At 65.8% G+C, this 16492-nt stretch carries 17 protein-coding genes; 11 read left to right on the forward strand and 6 right to left on the reverse strand.

Annotated features, from left to right (window positions below; genetic code table 11):
* Positions 1 to 197: 197 nt before the first annotated feature.
* The gene (locus ACFE70_RS02035) at positions 198 to 1121 is read left to right on the forward strand and encodes a histone deacetylase (RefSeq protein ID WP_375416036.1); all 924 of its coding nucleotides are present in this window, start codon (positions 198 to 200) and stop codon (positions 1119 to 1121) included.
* A gap of 104 nt (positions 1122 to 1225) precedes the next feature.
* Complete coding sequence (locus ACFE70_RS02040) at positions 1226 to 2275, forward strand: J domain-containing protein (protein WP_375416037.1); 1050 nt, start codon at positions 1226 to 1228, stop codon at positions 2273 to 2275.
* 200 nt (positions 2276 to 2475) lie between these two features.
* Here the strand turns inward: ACFE70_RS02040 and ACFE70_RS02045 are convergent, their stop codons facing one another.
* Positions 2476 to 3225, reverse strand: a complete 750-nt coding sequence (locus ACFE70_RS02045; RefSeq protein WP_375416038.1) for a PD-(D/E)XK nuclease-like domain-containing protein — start codon at positions 3223 to 3225, stop codon at positions 2476 to 2478.
* A gap of 248 nt (positions 3226 to 3473) precedes the next feature.
* On the opposite strand from ACFE70_RS02045, the gene ACFE70_RS02050 reads away from it, so the two are divergent.
* From ACFE70_RS02050 to ACFE70_RS02060, 3 genes are all read left to right on the forward strand, one after another.
* A complete protein-coding gene (locus ACFE70_RS02050) occupies positions 3474 to 3899 on the forward strand; it encodes an EamA family transporter (RefSeq protein ID WP_375416039.1) in 426 nt (141 codons plus the stop codon).
* Between the two features lie 355 nt (positions 3900 to 4254).
* On the forward strand, positions 4255 to 5184 hold the full coding sequence (locus tag ACFE70_RS02055; RefSeq protein ID WP_375416040.1) for a DUF389 domain-containing protein: 930 nt from the start codon (positions 4255 to 4257) through the stop codon (positions 5182 to 5184).
* 327 nt (positions 5185 to 5511) lie between these two features.
* Positions 5512 to 6594, forward strand: a complete 1083-nt coding sequence (locus ACFE70_RS02060; protein ID WP_375416041.1) for a hypothetical protein — start codon at positions 5512 to 5514, stop codon at positions 6592 to 6594.
* Positions 6595 to 6725: 131 nt separating this feature from the next.
* On the opposite strand, the gene ACFE70_RS02065 is transcribed toward ACFE70_RS02060, so the two are convergent.
* Entirely contained in the window at positions 6726 to 7034 is a 309-nt protein-coding gene (locus ACFE70_RS02065; RefSeq protein WP_375416042.1) for a DUF202 domain-containing protein, read from the reverse strand.
* Positions 7035 to 7151: 117 nt separating this feature from the next.
* On the opposite strand from ACFE70_RS02065, the gene ACFE70_RS02070 reads away from it, so the two are divergent.
* Together ACFE70_RS02070 and ACFE70_RS02075 are read left to right on the forward strand one after the other, a co-directional pair.
* Positions 7152 to 8546: an AAA family ATPase gene (locus ACFE70_RS02070; protein ID WP_375416043.1), complete on the forward strand. Its 1395-nt coding sequence runs from the start codon at positions 7152 to 7154 to the stop codon at positions 8544 to 8546.
* A gap of 23 nt (positions 8547 to 8569) precedes the next feature.
* Entirely contained in the window at positions 8570 to 9073 is a 504-nt protein-coding gene (locus ACFE70_RS02075) for a hypothetical protein (RefSeq protein ID WP_375416044.1), read from the forward strand.
* 50 nt (positions 9074 to 9123) lie between these two features.
* Here the strand turns inward: ACFE70_RS02075 and ACFE70_RS02080 are convergent, their stop codons facing one another.
* The 3 genes from ACFE70_RS02080 to ACFE70_RS02090 form a co-directional block, all read right to left on the reverse strand.
* Entirely contained in the window at positions 9124 to 10056 is a 933-nt protein-coding gene (locus ACFE70_RS02080) for an LEA type 2 family protein (RefSeq protein WP_375416045.1), read from the reverse strand.
* A gap of 250 nt (positions 10057 to 10306) precedes the next feature.
* Entirely contained in the window at positions 10307 to 10972 is a 666-nt protein-coding gene (locus ACFE70_RS02085; RefSeq protein ID WP_375416046.1) for a hypothetical protein, read from the reverse strand.
* Positions 10973 to 11154: 182 nt separating this feature from the next.
* The gene (locus ACFE70_RS02090) at positions 11155 to 11922 is read right to left on the reverse strand and encodes a porin family protein (protein ID WP_375416047.1); all 768 of its coding nucleotides are present in this window, start codon (positions 11920 to 11922) and stop codon (positions 11155 to 11157) included.
* A gap of 246 nt (positions 11923 to 12168) precedes the next feature.
* Between ACFE70_RS02090 and ACFE70_RS02095 the strand changes: the two genes are divergently transcribed.
* Complete coding sequence (locus ACFE70_RS02095; protein WP_375416048.1) at positions 12169 to 12324, forward strand: hypothetical protein; 156 nt, start codon at positions 12169 to 12171, stop codon at positions 12322 to 12324.
* Between the two features lie 24 nt (positions 12325 to 12348).
* Positions 12349 to 13098, forward strand: a complete 750-nt coding sequence (locus ACFE70_RS02100) for a bestrophin family protein (RefSeq protein WP_375416201.1) — start codon at positions 12349 to 12351, stop codon at positions 13096 to 13098.
* A gap of 144 nt (positions 13099 to 13242) precedes the next feature.
* Here the strand turns inward: ACFE70_RS02100 and ACFE70_RS02105 are convergent, their stop codons facing one another.
* A complete protein-coding gene (locus ACFE70_RS02105; RefSeq protein WP_375416049.1) occupies positions 13243 to 14010 on the reverse strand; it encodes a PA2169 family four-helix-bundle protein in 768 nt (255 codons plus the stop codon).
* A gap of 152 nt (positions 14011 to 14162) precedes the next feature.
* Here ACFE70_RS02105 and ACFE70_RS02110 point away from each other — a divergent pair, with 152 nt between their 5' ends.
* Both ACFE70_RS02110 and ACFE70_RS02115 read left to right on the forward strand, forming a co-directional pair.
* A complete protein-coding gene (locus tag ACFE70_RS02110; RefSeq protein WP_375416050.1) occupies positions 14163 to 15122 on the forward strand; it encodes a LysR substrate-binding domain-containing protein in 960 nt (319 codons plus the stop codon).
* Positions 15123 to 15229: 107 nt separating this feature from the next.
* Entirely contained in the window at positions 15230 to 16294 is a 1065-nt protein-coding gene (locus ACFE70_RS02115) for a YeiH family protein (RefSeq protein ID WP_375416051.1), read from the forward strand.
* Positions 16295 to 16492 lie beyond the last annotated feature (198 nt).

A 16492-nucleotide genomic window follows, 5' to 3' on the forward strand; every position in this document is an offset into this window, starting at 1 on the left:
CAAATTCGCCGCCCGCCGCCGCCTTTAGCTTATTTAGCTTAAACGCCCTGAACGCCAAAAAGCCGCTCGTCAGAAACGAGCGGCTTTTTTGGGGGCTATGAAACCATCTGCTCCGCAGAGCACGCCCTAGCTACGGGAGTCCCTACCCCCCCGGATTGCCCTAACCCCGGCGGCGCGTTCGCAGTATCTGCCCCGCTATGCCGCGCCTTGCCACGTCCGACGCTTACACGCTCAGCCTGCCGGCCGGGCACCGCTTTCCCATCGCCAAGTACGGCCTCCTGCGCGAGCAGCTGCTCTGGCAGGGCATTGCCAGTGAAGCGGACTTCTACGACCCCGGCCTCTGCGCCGAGGAAGACATCCTGCGCGTGCACACACCCGCCTACTGGCGCAAGGTGCGCGAGGGGCAGCTTTCGGCCGCCGAGGTGCGGCGCCTGGGCCTGCCGCAGAGCCCGCAGCTGGTGCGCCGCTCCCTGAGCAGCAGCGCCGGCACGGTGCGCTCGGCGCGGCAGGCGCTGGCCGCTCCCGGCGGCGCCGGCTGCGCCCTCAACCTGGCCGGCGGCACCCACCACGCGTTTGCCGACCGCGGCGAGGGGTTTTGCGTGCTCAACGACCAGGCCATTGCCGCCCGGCACCTGCTGGCCCACGGGCTGGCGCGGCAAGTGTTAATCGTGGATTTGGACGTGCACCAGGGCGACGGCACGGCCGCCATTTTCCGGGATGAGCCGCGCGTGTTCACCTTCTCGATGCACGCCGGCGCCAACTATCCGCTGCGCAAAGAGCAGTCGGACCTGGATATTGCGCTGGCCCTGGGCACCGGTGATGAGGCGTATCTAGGCCAGCTCGCCGATTCCCTACCCCCCCTGCTGACGCGGGTGCAGCCCGACTTCGTCTTCTACCAGGCCGGCGTCGATGTGCTGGCCACCGACCAGCTCGGCAAGCTGGCCCTGACGCCGGCCGGCTGCCGCCGCCGCGACGAGCTGGTGCTGGGCCTGTGCCACGCGCGCCAGCTGCCGGTGGCCGTGAGCATGGGCGGCGGCTACTCCGAGCGCCTAGCCGACATCATAGACGCGCACTGCAACACGTTCCGGGTCGCGTTTGAGCTGTGGCCGGACTGGCAGTAACGAAAGCGCGGGGGCTCACCGCGGCCGATTTCCTATCCCCACGGGCTCTTGAGCAAAGGCTCACTCCCACCCACCACTCAGGGGGCCGCTACCTTTGCTTTAGAATGGAAAAAGCTGATTTCGCCCCCCCGACGCCCCCGGCCGTGCCCGCTCGCCAGGCGGCGGCCGCGGCGCCCGCCTCGCCGGCGCAGCAGGCGTTTCGGCAGGCCATTATCGAGGTGGGAAACCTGCAAGAGCAGCTGCGGGCGCTGCGCACGGAGCAGGCCGAGGCGCGCCGCCGCTACTGGCAGCAGGTCGGGCCGGCCGCTGCCGCCGTGGTGGCGGCCCGGCGGGCGCTGTACGCGCCGCTGGAAGAGGCCTTGCTGCTGGGTTATTTCAGCCGGGCGGAGGAAGCGCAGCTCAAGGAAGTCATTCTGGCTAATGCCCGAATGCTGGAAGCGCGGTTTGGCGAAGATGAGGCAGCTATTATCACCAAATACGGCCCGGCCGCCGGGGCCGGGCGCCGCCCCGGCCCGGCCGCCAGCGACGCCGGCCCCGCCGCTGACATCCCTACCCCCCCTACTGCGGCTGACCCGGCCGCCAACCCCACCTCGCCCCCGCCCGAACGGGCCGCTGCCGCTGCCCGCGCCCGCCGCCTGACCAAGGCCCAGCGCGCCCAGCAAGCGGCCGAGGCCGCCGCCCGCGCCGACCAGCAGCAGCTGGCCGCCAACGCCAAAACCGTGTACCGCCAGCTCGCCCGCGCCCACCACCCCGACCTGGAGCCCGACCCCGCCCGGCAGGCCGCCCGCACGGCCCAGATGCAGCGCATCACGGCCGCCTACGAGGCCGGCGACCTCTATGCCCTGCTCCAGCTGCTGGCTGAGTCCGCCCCCGCGGCGGCCGGCGAGGCGGCGGCCGAGGTGCTGGCCCGCTACACCCAGGCCTTGCGGCAGCAGCAAGTCAGCCTTAAAAAGGAGTTGAATGAGTTGAAGTACGGCCCCCAGGGCTTTGCCGGCAGCAGCGGCAAAAAGCGTGAGGCCGAGCTGCGTCAGCTCAAGCGGGCCCTGCGCGAGGAAGCCGCCGCCGTGCAGCACGCCGGCCGGCTCATCCGCGAGCCGGCCGGGCTGCGCCAGCTGCTGCGCGAGCTGAGCGCGGCGGGGCAGGACACGGTTTGAGCAGCCAGGGGGGTAGGGACCGCGAGCCAGCGGGTAGCGGCGGCCGGCGGCGTTTTGCTGGCAAAGTGCCGGCACCCCTGCCAGCCACCCCTGCCAACGAAAAAAACCGGCCCGGCGAAAAGCCGGAGCCGGATAGCAGTGATTTGCGGACGGTGCGGCAACGAGGTAGCGGGGACGGGCGAAGCGGCGGCGCGGCCGGCTTATTCCGGGTCCAGGCCCAGGCTTTCGACGGCGGCCTGCACGGCCTCGGCGCGGTAGGCGGGGGCCGTGCCGGGCGCGCGCAGCAGGCGCAGCAGGCGCTGATATTTCTGGCGGCCCTCGGCCAGCAGGGGCGGGCTCACCTCGAGGGGAAACACGCCGAAGGGCTCGATTTTCTGCACCCCGACCAGCAGAAACTGGTCGGCGCGCAGCGCGTCGGTGTAGAAGGCGGCCTGCCGGTCGTAGTCGTAGGCCGAGCACTGCCAGCGGAAGTGTTCGGCGTCGCGGGCGGTGGTGGTTTTGAAGTCCACGATGGTGTAGGGCTGGCCGGGCACGTCGAGCACGAGGTCGGCGCGCAGCTTGCAGAGCGTATCGGTCTCGGGCTCCTGAAACACGCAGCTGGGCTCGGCCTGCCCTTTTTCGAGCAGCGCGGCCAGCTGCGGCACGAGCCGGACGCCTTCCACCAGCCACCAGACCAGCGTATCGTTGAGACCGGGCTGGCCGGGGAGATAGTCGTCGGGCTCGAGCAGGGCCGTGTGGAAGGCGGTGCCGAAGCTCAGGGCGCCGCTATTGCCGCCGCCGCCCCCGCCGGTGCGCGGCGGGCGCCCGTCGAGGGCATCGCGCAGGCGCGAGAGGTCGGAGTTGGCGATGGCCGGCAGGGCGCGGTAGGTGTCGTAGTCGAGGCGCAGCAGGTCGGGGCGGCGCCAGCGGGCCGGGTCAGCGGCGGCCGGGGGCAGGTCAGTTTCAAGCACGAAGGATAACCGCCCGGAAGCTAAAATGGCTCCTTTCAAGCCGGAAATAGGCCGCAAAAACAGGCTGCCCCACCGCTGGCCCGCCCCGTGCGTATGCAGCATCGGCCCGCGCGGCCCGGCGTGCCCGCCCCCACGTTCCCTACCCCCCCACGTTCCCTACCCCCCCACGTTCCCTACCCCCCCGCTTCCGCCCGAACTCCGCCCACTCGCTCATTCTTCCCTTATCCTTCCTCCTTAAGCGCCGCGTCATGACTTTTTCCTGGTGGACTTTCGCCCTGTTTTCGGCCGGGTTCGCGGCCCTGACGGCTATTCTGGCCAAAGTCGGCGTGCGGGGCGTTGACTCGGATTTGGCGACGGCCATCCGCACGGTCGTGATTCTGGTGCTGGCCTGGGGCATCGTGCTGGCGCGCGGCGCTACGGCCGGCCTGCCGCAGCTCTCGGGGCGCAGCTGGCTGTTTCTGGTTTTATCGGGGCTGGCCACGGGCGCCTCCTGGCTGTGCTATTTCCGGGCCTTGCAGCTGGGGCCGGTGAGCAAAGTGGCGCCGGTCGATAAGCTGAGCCTGGCCCTGACGCTGGTTTTGGCCGTGGGGTTTCTGGGCGAAACCCTGACCTGGCGCGGCGCGCTGGGCGCGGGCCTGATTCTGGCCGGCACGCTGGTGCTGCTTAAAAGTTAAGTTGCGACGGGCGGCCAGCCCGACCCGTTGGCTATCCGGGTTTTACCGCCCCTGAGCCAGGGCAGTTTACTGTTTAGCCGGCCGCCGGCGCCGGCCAACGCCCGCCCCAACCTTACGTAAGCGACGGGCGGCAACCGCGTCCTACCCCCTTATTTCGGGCCTATGGGTGGCGGGGCCGGCCGGCGGCCGGGCGCCCGCGCCAGCCAGCCCCGCCGCGCGTTTTCCCCGCGCTTTGCCGTGGCGGCGGGCAAGCCGGCTGGTGCGCGGCCGGTCGCGCCCAGCCGCGCACCAGCCGGCTGCTTTCCCGCGGCAGCTTTCCTTTCCCTACTCCCCTTTCTTTTCCCGCTCTTCCCGAATGCACCGCACCTTTGAACTTACCGTGCCGCCCGCCATCACCGATGATTTGCAAGCGCAGCTTGCCGCCGTAAAGGAAGTAATTGGCCTGACCGTGCTGCGCGGCGCTTCGCGCAAGCCGGTGGGCGACGTGCTCACCGTGCACGTGCTCAACCGCGGCGCCGACGAGGTGCTGCGCCGCACCCGCGCCGCCGTGCCGGACCCCGCCGAGCTGAGCATCATCACCAGTGAGGCCACCAGCTTCATTGCCCCCGCCGAGCACGCGGCCGTGGACGATGACTTCGACGAGGCCATCTGGGAGGAGATGGAAAGCGGGCTGCGCCACCAGGGCCGCATCACCTCCAACTATCTGCTGCTCATGGGGCTGGGTGGCATCATCGGCGCCGTAGGGCTGGTCTCCGAGCCCGTGCCGCAGGCCGTGGCCTTCGTGGCCTCGGCCATCATCGCGCCCGGCTTCGACCCCATGACCAAGGTCCCGCTGGGCCTGGTGCTGCGCCACTGGTCGCTGCTGGGCCGCGGGCTCAAGTCGGCCCTGGCCGGCTACGCCGTGCTGATTGCCGCCGCCGCCCTCACCATGAGGGCGCTGGTCGCGGCCGGCGAGAGCAGCGCCGACCAGCTGGCCGCCAACCCCGAAGTGCAGCACCTGGTGCATCCCGGCCTGCCCGAGCTGCTGGTGGCCGCCGCCGGGGCGCTGGCGGGCGTCGTGATTCTGGCGGCCTTCCGGCGCAGCTTTCAGGCCGGGCCGCTCATCGCGATGGCCTTCATTCCGGCCGCCGCCCTCATCGGCGCCGGGCTGGCCGTGGGCCGTCCCGATTTGGCCTGGCAGGGGCTGGTGCGCTTCGGGGCCGACTGGGGCTTTATTATCGCGCTGGCCGTGCCGTTTCTCTGGCTTAAGCAGCGGCTGGTGCACCGGCGGCAGCCGCTGGTGTAGGGGTTAGAATTTAGGAGTTAGGAGTTATGGATTAGAGGAAACGTCCTGCTGAGCCTCGCGAAGCATCTCGCCGGAGGAAGCAATCAACTTGACCGCACGATTGAATTACTTCCCCCGGGCGAGATGCTTCGCGAGGCTCAGCAGGATGTGTTAACTAAGCGCTGCTCACTACTGATGAGCTTGAAAACGAACTCCTTAGCTTACTGTTCGTATGAGATGCCGAACCGCCCTACCCCCGTGCGGGCGGCCCACGCTACTCGTCCTTCTTTTTTCCACTTTCCACTCAGGTAGCCCCTACCGGCTGCCGCAACCTAAATCCCTTTCCTTATGTCACCCACCGCTAACCCTAATGACCCCAACAGCCGCGTGGTCGCCTCTTTTTCCGACGCGGGCGTCGGCTCTTCCGCCAACTACAGTGCCGGCGCGACCGGCGCCGTGCCGGTCGTCAAGCGCATCTCCTGGGGCGCCATCCTGGCCGGGGCCGTGCTGGCGCTCGTCATCCAGCTGTCCCTGAACCTGCTGGGCCTGGGCATCGGCCTGGGCACCATCGACCCGCTCGAGGAGTCCAACCCCGTGGCCGGCCTCGGCATCGGCGCCGCCATCTGGCTGGCCATCACCACACTGGCCTCGCTCTACCTGGGCGCCGGCGTGGCCAGCCGCCTGGCCGGCATCCCGCGCAAAACCGATGGTCTGCTCCACGGCCTGCTGACCTGGGCCGTGGTCTCGCTGCTCACCTTCTACCTGCTCACCACCGCCGTGGGCCGCATCATCGGCGGCGTGACCGGCGTGGCCGGCCGGGCCCTGACGGGCGTGGGCAAGGGCATTGCCGCCGTCGCCCCCGAAGCGGGTAATGCCATCAAGGGCGAGCTGCAGGACCGCGGCATCGACGTGAGCGACCTCAAGCGCGAGGCCCGTACGCTGCTGCGCCAGACCGGCAAAGCGGAGCTGAGCCCCGAAAACCTGGCACGTCAGGCCCGCGCCGCCGGCCAGGAAGCCAGGAACGAAGCCGGCCAGAGCGCCGCCAACCCCCAGGCCACCGGCGACAACTTCGACGACGTGATTGACCGCCTCACCAGCCGCGCCGACAACATCGGCGACGCCGCCGACCGCACCGCCGCCGTCAACGTGGTGATGCAGCGCACCGGCAAGAGCCGCGCCGAGTCCGAGCAGGTGGTCGATAACTGGATTTCGACCGCCAAACAGGCCCGCGCCAAGTTTGACGAGGGCAAGGTGAAAGCCGAAGCTACCGCCCGCGAGGCGGGCGACAAAGCCGCCGAGGGCCTGTCCAGGGCCGCTTTGCTGGCGGCCCTGGGCCTGGGCCTGGGCGCCGCCGCCGCCGCTTTCGGGGGCCGCAACGCCGTGCCGCACGATGTAGCCGTGGCCGGCACGCCGACCACCGCCGCCGGGTAGCGCCCGCCCAAATCCCTACCCCCCTCGTGGGAGTTAAACGTCAGAAAGCCCGGCTGCCCTTGTGGTGGCCGGGCTTTTGGTGTTTGGTCAGGCTCAGGCCCGGTAGCTCACGTGCTCAGGGCGGCGGCTCCCTACCCCCCTGTTTCGGGCTGAACTGTCTCGGGCTGAACGCGGGCCGCCACGGCCGCCGCCACGTGCCGCCGCCGGGCCCGAAACCGCACCCAACCCAACAGGATGATGCCCAGTCCCAGCGGCAGGCAAAATACGCCCACCCAGACGTAGGCATTCTCCCGAAAGAAGTTGATGAGCGAGACCCCCGCCCCGAGCAGGCCCAGGCCCGTGCGCAGATACGCCAGCACGGTACGCTCGTTGGCCAGGCGGGTGCGCTCCAGGGCCAGCAGGTCGCTGAGGCTGAGAGGTTTTGAGGAAGCAGCTGGCATGGCGGGTTGACTAGGAAGAACCGAAGGTTGCACGCGGTAAGCGGCGAAAGGTTGTTGAAGCCGTTCAAGCCAGCGACTATTAGTCGCTTCGGTGGTCAATCCCGTAATTTGTCCCTTATGGCTACCAAACGCACCTCTGCTGCCCCTACCCCACCGCCCGTCCCAGCTCGCCCGCCCTATATGCTCATCGAGCAGATTCAGGTGAAAGGCTACAAGTCGCTGGTCGATGCCACGCTGCACGTGCGCCCGCTCACGCTGCTGGCCGGCACCAACAGCTCCGGCAAGTCCAGCATCATGCAGCCGCTGCTGCTGATTAAACAGACGATGGAAGCTCCCTATCAGCCGGCCGGCGCGCTCGTGTTGAGTGGGGCGCACGTGCAAGCCGAAACGGCGGGGGAGTTAATAAGTAAAATTATGAACAGCAACGACTCATTCTCCTTTCGCGTGAGTGGTGTTATGAGTAGTCCAAATATGTATCCTCCAAGCAAAGATTACTTAAACTTTCTAGAAGTGACATATGGCAGAGAAGCTGATAATTTTAGCATTGTGAATCAAGATGTTGCATTTCAGTCTCATAGATTCACCATTAGTCCAAACTTAGATTGGAACAACATAAAGAACCAATTCTCAGGAAGGCTCTACAAATCTCTGTTCCGTGATGAAAAGAGAACTGGCTACACACGTCGAAGAAATGGGTTCATTGAATTGGTTTTCACAGAGCCTGATGGAAAAATAAGTGGCGGAGTAGAATTCGGTTTTCAAGTAGAAAATAGTCTAGCCATGCTTTTTCATATCCCCGGCCTGCGGGGCGCGCCAAAGCGTAGTTATTCAACGACTTTTTTTGTAAGTCAAATCAAAGGCACTTTCGACCTGTACGCCGCCGGCACTATCAGCCAGTGGCAGCAACAGCAGAATACCGAAGCATTAGAGAAGCTCAACGATTACCTTCGCCGTCTCGGCTTAACTAACTCGGTGGAAGCCAAAGTTAAAAACGCCAACGAAGTAGAGCTAAGCGTCAACCGCCTACCCACCAGCAGCAAAGCCAAGCCGCGTAAGTCCGACTTGGTAAACATCGCCGATGTAGGCATTGGCGTCTCGCAGGTGCTGCCGATACTGGTGGCACTCATTGCGGCGCAGGAGGGACAGTTGGTCTATATCGAGCAACCGGAGCTGCACCTGCACCCGCGGGCGCAGGTCGTGATGGCCGAACTACTGGCCGATGCCGCCAACCGCGGCGTGCGCGTGATTGTGGAAACCCACAGCAGCCTGCTGCTGCTCACGGTGCAGACGCTGATTGCGGAGGACAAAATCAAGAATACCGACGTGGCCCTGCACTGGTTTGCGCGCGACGCCAAGGGCGCCACACAAGTTACTTACGTGCAGCCCGACGAAGACGGCGCCTATGGCGAGTGGCCCGAAGATTTTGGCGACGTGGAAATGAAGGCCCAAGATGCCTACCTGACGGCCGTAGGCCTGCGCAAATTTGGCAAAGCCGCGCCCGCTAACTCATGAAGCGACCCACACCCCGCCGCCTAGTGATAGATACTAATATTGCTCGGGCGGCTAGCGAAAGTGAACACCCAACATCTGATGCTTGTCGGAGGCTATTAGAGTTAATGATTGAGAATGAACACAAGGTGGTTCTCTCCTACTCGCAATATCAAGAATGGCTGAAACACAATTCTCGTTTTACGAAATTATGGCTTAGGCGCATGGCCTCTGAAAAGCTGTGGCATGTGTTAAGTCCAGAACCGGATAGCGGATTAACTGACCGCACCCATAAAGTAGAATGCTCTGATGCCGCTCGTCAGGAGATGCTTAAAGACGTACATCTACTAGAAAATGCTTTGGCCACAGATGAGATAGTTCTATCGTTGGAGACGAATGTATTTCACTTGTTTTGCACTCATGCGCAAGTCCTAAAAATCTCGCGCCCCGTGGCTTGGGTCAGTCCTACTGATGCCGCTCCGGCCGGCGTAGCCTGGGTGGCGGCCGGTGCCGATGTAGCCACGGCTCGCTGCATTCCAGCAGGTAGCTAATGACTATGAGCCGGTCCCTACCCCTTCGTTTCTCCCAACGCCCTACTTTCCTACTTCTTCGCTGCCTTCACCGCCTCCTTCAAGTCCTTCACCGTGCCGCTGCTGTTGAAGTGCATCGTGGCATCCTTGGACGAGGCGGCGCCCGCCGCCACGGTGGCCGTACCGCTGAGCTTGTAGTCGGTTTTCCTGGCCTTGAAGAGCGACTTGAACAACACCTTGGGCATGGACTTGGGCTGGAAGCGCACGTGAATCGGCATGGTCTGCACGCCCTTTTTCTTGAAGGTCACGTCCTTGGTTTCCTGGCCCTTCACGTCGAGGTCGTCCTCGACCTGGAAGCGGTAGTTTACTTGCTTGAGGGTGAAGGGAATCGACTCATAGTTGGTCACGCGCAAAGTCACGGTGGCTTCGCCTTTCTTCAGTCCCAGCTTATTGATGTCGACGTCGGCCACCTCAATTTTGGGCAATTTCGGGATGTAGACCCGCGTGCTCATGTCCACCGGGATTTCCTTGGTGCCCACGGCGGGCAGGTTGACGAAGAGCACGGCGCGCATCCGCACCGTCACGCAGTCCTGCTGGGCGGTTTTGGCCTTTTCCTTTAACTCGGGCAGGTTCAGCGTCAGGGGGAGGGTCAGCTTGCTGGTGGCGTTGCCTTTCACCACCAGGGGCTGGTCTTTGCGGCCTTTGGCCAGGCGGGCGCCGTCGAGAAAGGTTTCGTAGCGCAGGGAGTCAATTTTCAGGTCGATGGGCGCCGGGTTGCGCACCTCGGTGCTGAGCTGGGCCTGCAGCCGCTCGCGGGTGATGTTGCTGATGGTGAAGCTAGGCTTGCCCAGGGCCGGCAGCACGGCCTTGCCCACGGCGGGCAGCAGCTTTTTGCCGCGGTCGGTGGCGAAGTAGGTAATGCCGGCGCCTACCACCAGCAGGGCCAGCACCACGAGCAGGCCCTTGAGTACCGGATGCCGGCCAGACGAGGAGGAAGCAGCCATAAAAGTCAAAGTCAGATGAGCAGCGGGCACTGAAAACCAGTCCCGCCCAGCCAAGCGGCTTACCAGCCTACGCCGCCGCCGATAGCTGGTTATAGTCGAGCTAACCAAAACCCGCCTGACGGGCCACGCCCGGCGCTTCTTACCCAAAAATTCCCTACCCTCCTGCTGGCCGTTGAACCACTGGTAAGGGGGTAGGGAATTGCAGAGCTGACTGCCGGCGCCACCCGGCCCGGCTGCTACGGCCCGGCCGCTACGGCCGGCGCTGGACGGCCTCGCGCACCTGCTGGGCCGTGAATTCCTTTTCCACGTTCACGTAGCCGGCCGGCGCGATACGGCGCCCGCCGCTGGTGATGAAGGTGGGCCGCAGCCGCAAAGTCAGGCGCATGGGCGCCCGCTCGCGGTCGGCCAACCCCAGGGCGAAGCCGGCAATGCTCGCGGCCGACTGCTCGCCCAGGGCCTCGCGCAGGTTGCTTTCCAGCGTGACGGGCACCTGAGCCACGCCGCCGTTGCCGGCCACTTCGACGCGCTCGGTGGTGCGGCCGGTGGCAAACTGCCGGCCGTCGAGCAGGGCGAGGTAGTCCAGCTCGTTGAGGGCGGCGGTTTCGGGGTTGGGGTTGCGCAGCTCCAGGTTCACCAGCATCCGCAGGGGCAGGTTGCCGCTGGCGTAGGCCCCGGCGATGGTGGCGCGCTGGGCGGCGCTGAGGTCGGCCGGCTGGCGCATCTGCGTCACGTCGATGCCCGCCACCGTGGCCTGGGTCACCGAGGCCAGGCGCACGTCCACGTCCTTAAAGGCCTTGGCCTGCTGCACCTGCTCGCGGATGCCGCAGCCGCTCAGCAGCAGGCCCCCGAGCAAAGACAGGCCGGCCAGCCGGCGGGCAACGGGGCGGGGGGGGGTAGGGACTGAGGACGAGCGCATGGGAGGTTACGGGTGAGGTAGGGGGAGATGAGGAGCGGGCAACTACTTGCTGCCTACTCATCTGACCGGAAATAGTTGGGCCGGGGAAAGCCAGCACTGCGGCTTCCCCCGGCTCAACCGCCAACCAAAAAAGCCGCCCCCGCTGCAACAGGGACGGCTTTTTCATCTAAATCAACGACTAACTACTTGCCGAACTGGAACAGGTAGCCGGCCTGCAGGGTGAAGGCGTTGTTGAACACCTTGGGCTCGTTGTCCGAGTTCTTGGAGTCAATAATCGAGTTAAAGCCGCGGGCGTAGCGCAAGCTGAAGTTCAGGCCGCTCGTGAGCTGGTAGCCGATGCCGGCCACGCCGCTGATGTCCACGTTCGAGAGGTCTGACTTCTCGCTGTTGTCGAGCAGCGTGCCCAGATACGTCTGGAACTGACCATCATTTTCCACCTTGTCCTTGTCGCCGTTGCTGAACTTGGTCGTCGTCTGCGACTTATTTTTCGAGCCGAACAGGTAGCTCACCTGCGGTCCCAGCTCAAAGAAGAGGCCCCCGGCGTTAATGCGGGCCAGAATCGGCAGGTCGACGTAGTGCAGCACGCGCTGCTGCTCGATTTCGATGCTCGAAATGTTGGAGCCGGCTGCGAAGCCAGTGTTTCGATCCGACGTGATTTCGTAGCCCTTGCGGTTGTAGAGCAGCTCCGGCGCGATGACAAAGAAGCCATCCGAGCTAACCGGGATTTGAATGCCTACCCCGGCGTTGTAGCCCAGCTTGTAATCCCCTAGGTCGGTGCTGTAGTTGGCGCCCGTAAATTGCTTTACGTCGTCGCCTGATACGTTCGAGTAGGTGCCCCCGAACTTGACGCCCAGGCGGAAGCCAGTGGCATCCTGCGCCCGCGCGGCCGACGAAGCGACGCCCAGCGGCAGCAGAATGAGGGCCGTTCTGATTAACAAAGTTTTTTTCATATACTAAGATGATGTTTTAAGAGAGTGAGACGGAAAATTAATAGGAAAGGCTTTATACGGGTTTATTTAACCTTAAGTTACCGTCCGGTGCCAGCCGGCACCGCAACCCGGCGTTTGCACTTTTTCAGGGACCCGCTTCTGCTGGAGTTGGCCGGGCCGGTTGGATGGCCCGCGCCTGGAGTTCGGGGGCGCCGGTTGTGGCGCCGGCTCAACGCAAAGTGGCGCGGCCCCGTTAGGAGGCCTACTATGATAGTTTACAAACCCGGCGACTGGTGGACCGCCCTCTGGCACTTTCACACGACCAAGGTAATCCGGGTGCTGCTGGGCCGCGTGGCCCTGACCGGCCTCTACGTGGCCGCCGTGACGGTGGCGCAGCTCGAGTACTTTCGGTTTATTCTCTAAGTCGAGCGCGAGTTTTTCTCGTTTCTGGGCATTCTGCTCAGCCTGCTGCTCGTGTTCCGCACCAATACGGCCTACGACCGCTACTACGAGGGGCGGCGGCAGTGGGGCCTGCTGATTAATGCCTGCCGCAACCTGGCCGCCGTGCTCGGCGGGGCCCTGCCGGCCGAAGCCGGCGGCGGCCACCGCATCTTCTACGCCCGGATGCTGTCCAACTTCGCCCTCTCGCTCAAGGGCCACCTGCGCGACGACATGAACTACGCCCACCTGGAGGCCGTCGCGGGGGTGCTCCCCGACGCCCTGCAGGCCGCCGACCACCTGCCGACCAAGCTCGCCACGCTGCTGCAAGCCAGCTACGAGCGCCTGCGCGGGGCCGGCGTGCTCGAGCCGGTGCACCTGCTCCAGCTCCAGCCCTACCACGGCACCCTGCTGGAAGTGACCGGCGCCTGCGAGCGGATTAAGACCACGCCCATTCCGTTTTCCTACAGCTTCTTTATCAAGGGCTTCATCACGATTTTCCTGCTCATCATGCCCTTCGTGCTGCTCGACACCTACGGCTACTTCACCATTCCCATCGTCATGATTGGGGCCTACGCCCTGCTCGGACTGGAGCTGATTGCCGAGGAAATCGAGCAGCCCTTCGGCAAGGACAGCAACGATTTGCCCCTCACCCAGCTCGCCAACCGGATTCGGGTGAGCGTGCACGAGGGGCGGAGCGTGGATTTGCCGGGCCACAAAAAGGCGCTGGCCGACCCACCCTACACCATTGTTCACTAAAGCCGCTTATACTCAGCTTATAACTTAATAGGGCAGCCCAGCAAAAAAGCGGGCCGTCGTTGCGAAGCCCGAACCAGGGTCTCACAACGACGGCCCGCTTTTTTAATTAGAGCTTACTCTCTCAGGCCGGGCCGACTAGCCAGCTTAGGCGTGCTCTTTTTCCTGCGCCTGCTGGGCCGTGAGGCGCTTCAGCTCCTGGTAGGTTTTCTGCGACTGCGTGTACTGGCGCTCCACTTCCTGGCGCAGGGCGCCGGAGAGGGTGTGGTCGCTCAGGGCTTCCTTATAGGCTTTGATGGCCCACTGCTCGCCGTGCACGTTGCTGGCCAGGATGGCCGTCTCGTCGTGGCCGGTGATAGTGGCGGCGGCCTCCATGAAGCGGCGGTAGAACTTGCCCTTGAGCGTGGTGCTGTCCTGCCGCTCGCCGCCGCGCTGGCGCAGCTCGTCGTTCAGGGTTTTGCTGAAGCGCTGGCTCTGGCCCACCAACTGCTGGTAGTAGCCGCGCAGCTGCGCATCCTGGCTTTCGGCCACGGCCTTTTTGTAGCCTTCCACGCGGTCATTGACGAAGTAAAGCAGCTCGTTGAGCGTGTCGGCCTGGCCGGACTTGCCCTTTTTGCTCTTGCCACCGCGGGCCAGCACGCCGACGCCCAGCACCAGCAGGGCGCCGCCCACTACTTTCTGGGTCGTGCTGAGCTTGTTGAAGCCCGTTACGGCCTTGGTGCTAAGGTCTTTCACCGAGCCGGGCACCTGGTTGAGCAAATCGGCCATGTTGCCCTGGCTGAGGAGCTGCTTGGCCTGGTCGAGCAGCGAGGCGGCCCCGGCTGCCGGGCCTGGGGCCTGGCTCTGGTCCTGGCCCTGGGGCTGCGACTGGTTGGAAACGTCGCCGAAATCGGCGGATTGGTTGGATGGGTTCATGATAAAACAGAATTTAAGGTAGGTCCCTGCTTACGGTTGCCAGCGCGCGGGGTTTGGTTGAGCTTACTTATTACGTAGCTACCGGCCGCGCGCTGCTCCTTTGGGCCCGGCGCGGACGCCCCGCGGACATTTTACCCTGTTACCTTGCCATCATGTCCGACTTCCGGTTGCGCGTTTTCCAGGCCGTGGGCCAGCACCTGAGCCTCACCAAAGCCGCGCAGGTGCTCTTCATCACCCAGCCCGCCGTCACGCGCCACGTGCAGGAGCTGGAAAAAAGCTCCGGCCAGCGCCTGCTGGTGCGGCGCGGCAACCGCCTCAGCCTCACCGAGGCCGGCCGCCTGCTGCTGGCCCACGCCGAGGCCGTGGCCGCCGCCGAGTTGCAGCTCGCCGGGCAGCTCCACGCCCTGCGCAACCCCGAGGAGGCCGCCGGCCGCCTGCGCCTGGGCGCCAGCACCACCCTGAGCCAGTACGTGCTGCCGGGCCTGCTGCCCGCCTTCCAGGCCCGCTACCCGCTGGTGCAGCTCACCCTGCGCAACGCCAACTCCGAGCGCATCGCCGAGGCCCTGCTGGCCGGCGAGCTGGACCTGGGCTTCGTCGAGGGCCGCTCCCGCTCCCGCGACCTGCACCACGAGCTGCTCTTACCCGACGAACTGGTGGCCGTGCGCCGCGCCCCGCCCGAGGCGCCGCCCAATCCGCCGCCGGCCGCCGGCCCCGCTCCCGGCCCCGCCCCTACCCCCCCCGCGCCGCTGCCGCTGGCCGAAGCGCTGGCCCGGCCGCTGGTCTTGCGCGAGCGCGGCTCGGGCACGCTCGAAGTGCTGGAGTTTGCCCTGCGCGAGCGGGGCGTGCCGCTCAGCCGCCTGCAAGTCGCGTTTTACTTTGATAATACCGAAGCCATCAAGGCTTATCTGGAAGCGGCGCCGGCGGCGCTGGGCTTCGTCTCGCGGCGCGCGCTGGGCCGCGAGCTGGCCGCCGGGCGCCTCGAAATCGTCCCCATTGAGGGGCTGCGCCTGGCCCGGCAGTTCGAGGCCGTGTGGGTGCAGGGCCAGCCGCTCAGCGCCGCGGCGCAGCGGTTTCTGGGCTTCAGCCAGCGCGAGCTGAACCAGCCACTATAGCCAGTCACCATAACCAGCGGTAATTACAAATCACCTTTTTGAATTACCCTGCCGGGGGGCAGGGGCGTAATTTTGCCGCCTTGCCTGTCCTACCCGCTGCTGAGCTGATGCCCGCGCCCCCCGCCATCCCTACCCCGCCCGCCCGCCCGAAAGCCCTCGCGAGCCCGGCCCCTACCCCCCCCGCACCGGCCGCCGCGCCGCGGCAGAGGGGCTGGCGGCGCCCCTTTCACCGGCCGTACCGGGTCGCGGGCCGGGTGGTTTCGGGGCCGCAGGTTGGGTTGGTGCTGCTGGCCGGCTTGTGCCTCACGCCCGGGGTTTCGCCGCCGCTGGCCCTGAGCCTGGGTTTGCTGCTGGCCCAAACCCTGGGCAATCCCTACCCCCGCCAAACCCGCGCCCTGACGGCCCGGCTGCTGCAATGCTCGGTCGTCGGCCTGGGCTTTGGCCTCAACGCCCACGCGGCCGCGCAGGCCGGCCGGCAGGGACTGCTGTTCACGGTTGGCTCGCTGGTGGGCACCCTGGCGCTGGGCTACTGCGGAGGGCGGGCGCTGGGGCTGAGCCGGCGCCTGGCCCACCTCATTGCCTGCGGCACGGCCATCTGCGGGGGCAGCGCCATTGCGGCGGTGGGGCCGGTGCTGGGCGCCAAGGACGAGGAAATGTCGGCCGCGCTGGGCACGGTGTTCGTGCTCAACGCGCTGGCCTTGTTCGCCTTCCCGCCCCTGGGCCACGCGCTGGCCCTGAGCCAGCAGCAGTTCGGCCTCTGGTGCGCCCTGGCCATCCACGATACGAGTTCGGTGGTGGGCGCGGCGGCGGCCTACGGCGATGAGGCCCTGCAAGTGGCCACCACCGTCAAGCTGGCCCGCGCCCTCTGGATTGTGCCCGTGGCCCTGGGCACGGCCCTGCTGTTTCGGCAACAAGAAGTCAGGGTCAAGCCGCCCTACTTCATCCTCGGCTTTGTCCTGGCCCTGCTGCTCAACACCTACGTGCCGGCCGTGCAAGCGCTGGCGCCGGCTTTGGTGCGCGGGGCCAAGCTGGGCCTGACGCTGACCTTGTTTCTGATTGGGGCGGGGCTGTCGGGGCCGGTGGTGCGGGCCGTGGGCCTGCGGCCGTTCGGGCTGGGCGCCGCGCTGTGGCTGGCCGTGTCAGCGGGGTCGCTGTACGTGATTATGATGTGAGTATGCTGTGGTTACGGGATTCGGCGGCGGGGCCCGGCGCCCGGCAGAGGGCCGGCAATCAAGCCGCCCGGCCCGCGCAGCCCGCCGCCAGCGGCCGGGGGGCCGCGCCAACCAAAGTGCGGCCCAGCCAGTAAGCCGGCTTTTAATCCCTACCCCCCTCCGCCAACTCAACCTTAAGCTTCACTTAATCGCAACCTT

Source organism: uncultured Hymenobacter sp., assembly GCF_964243305.1.
Taxonomy (GTDB): Bacteria; Bacteroidota; Bacteroidia; order Cytophagales; family Hymenobacteraceae; genus Hymenobacter.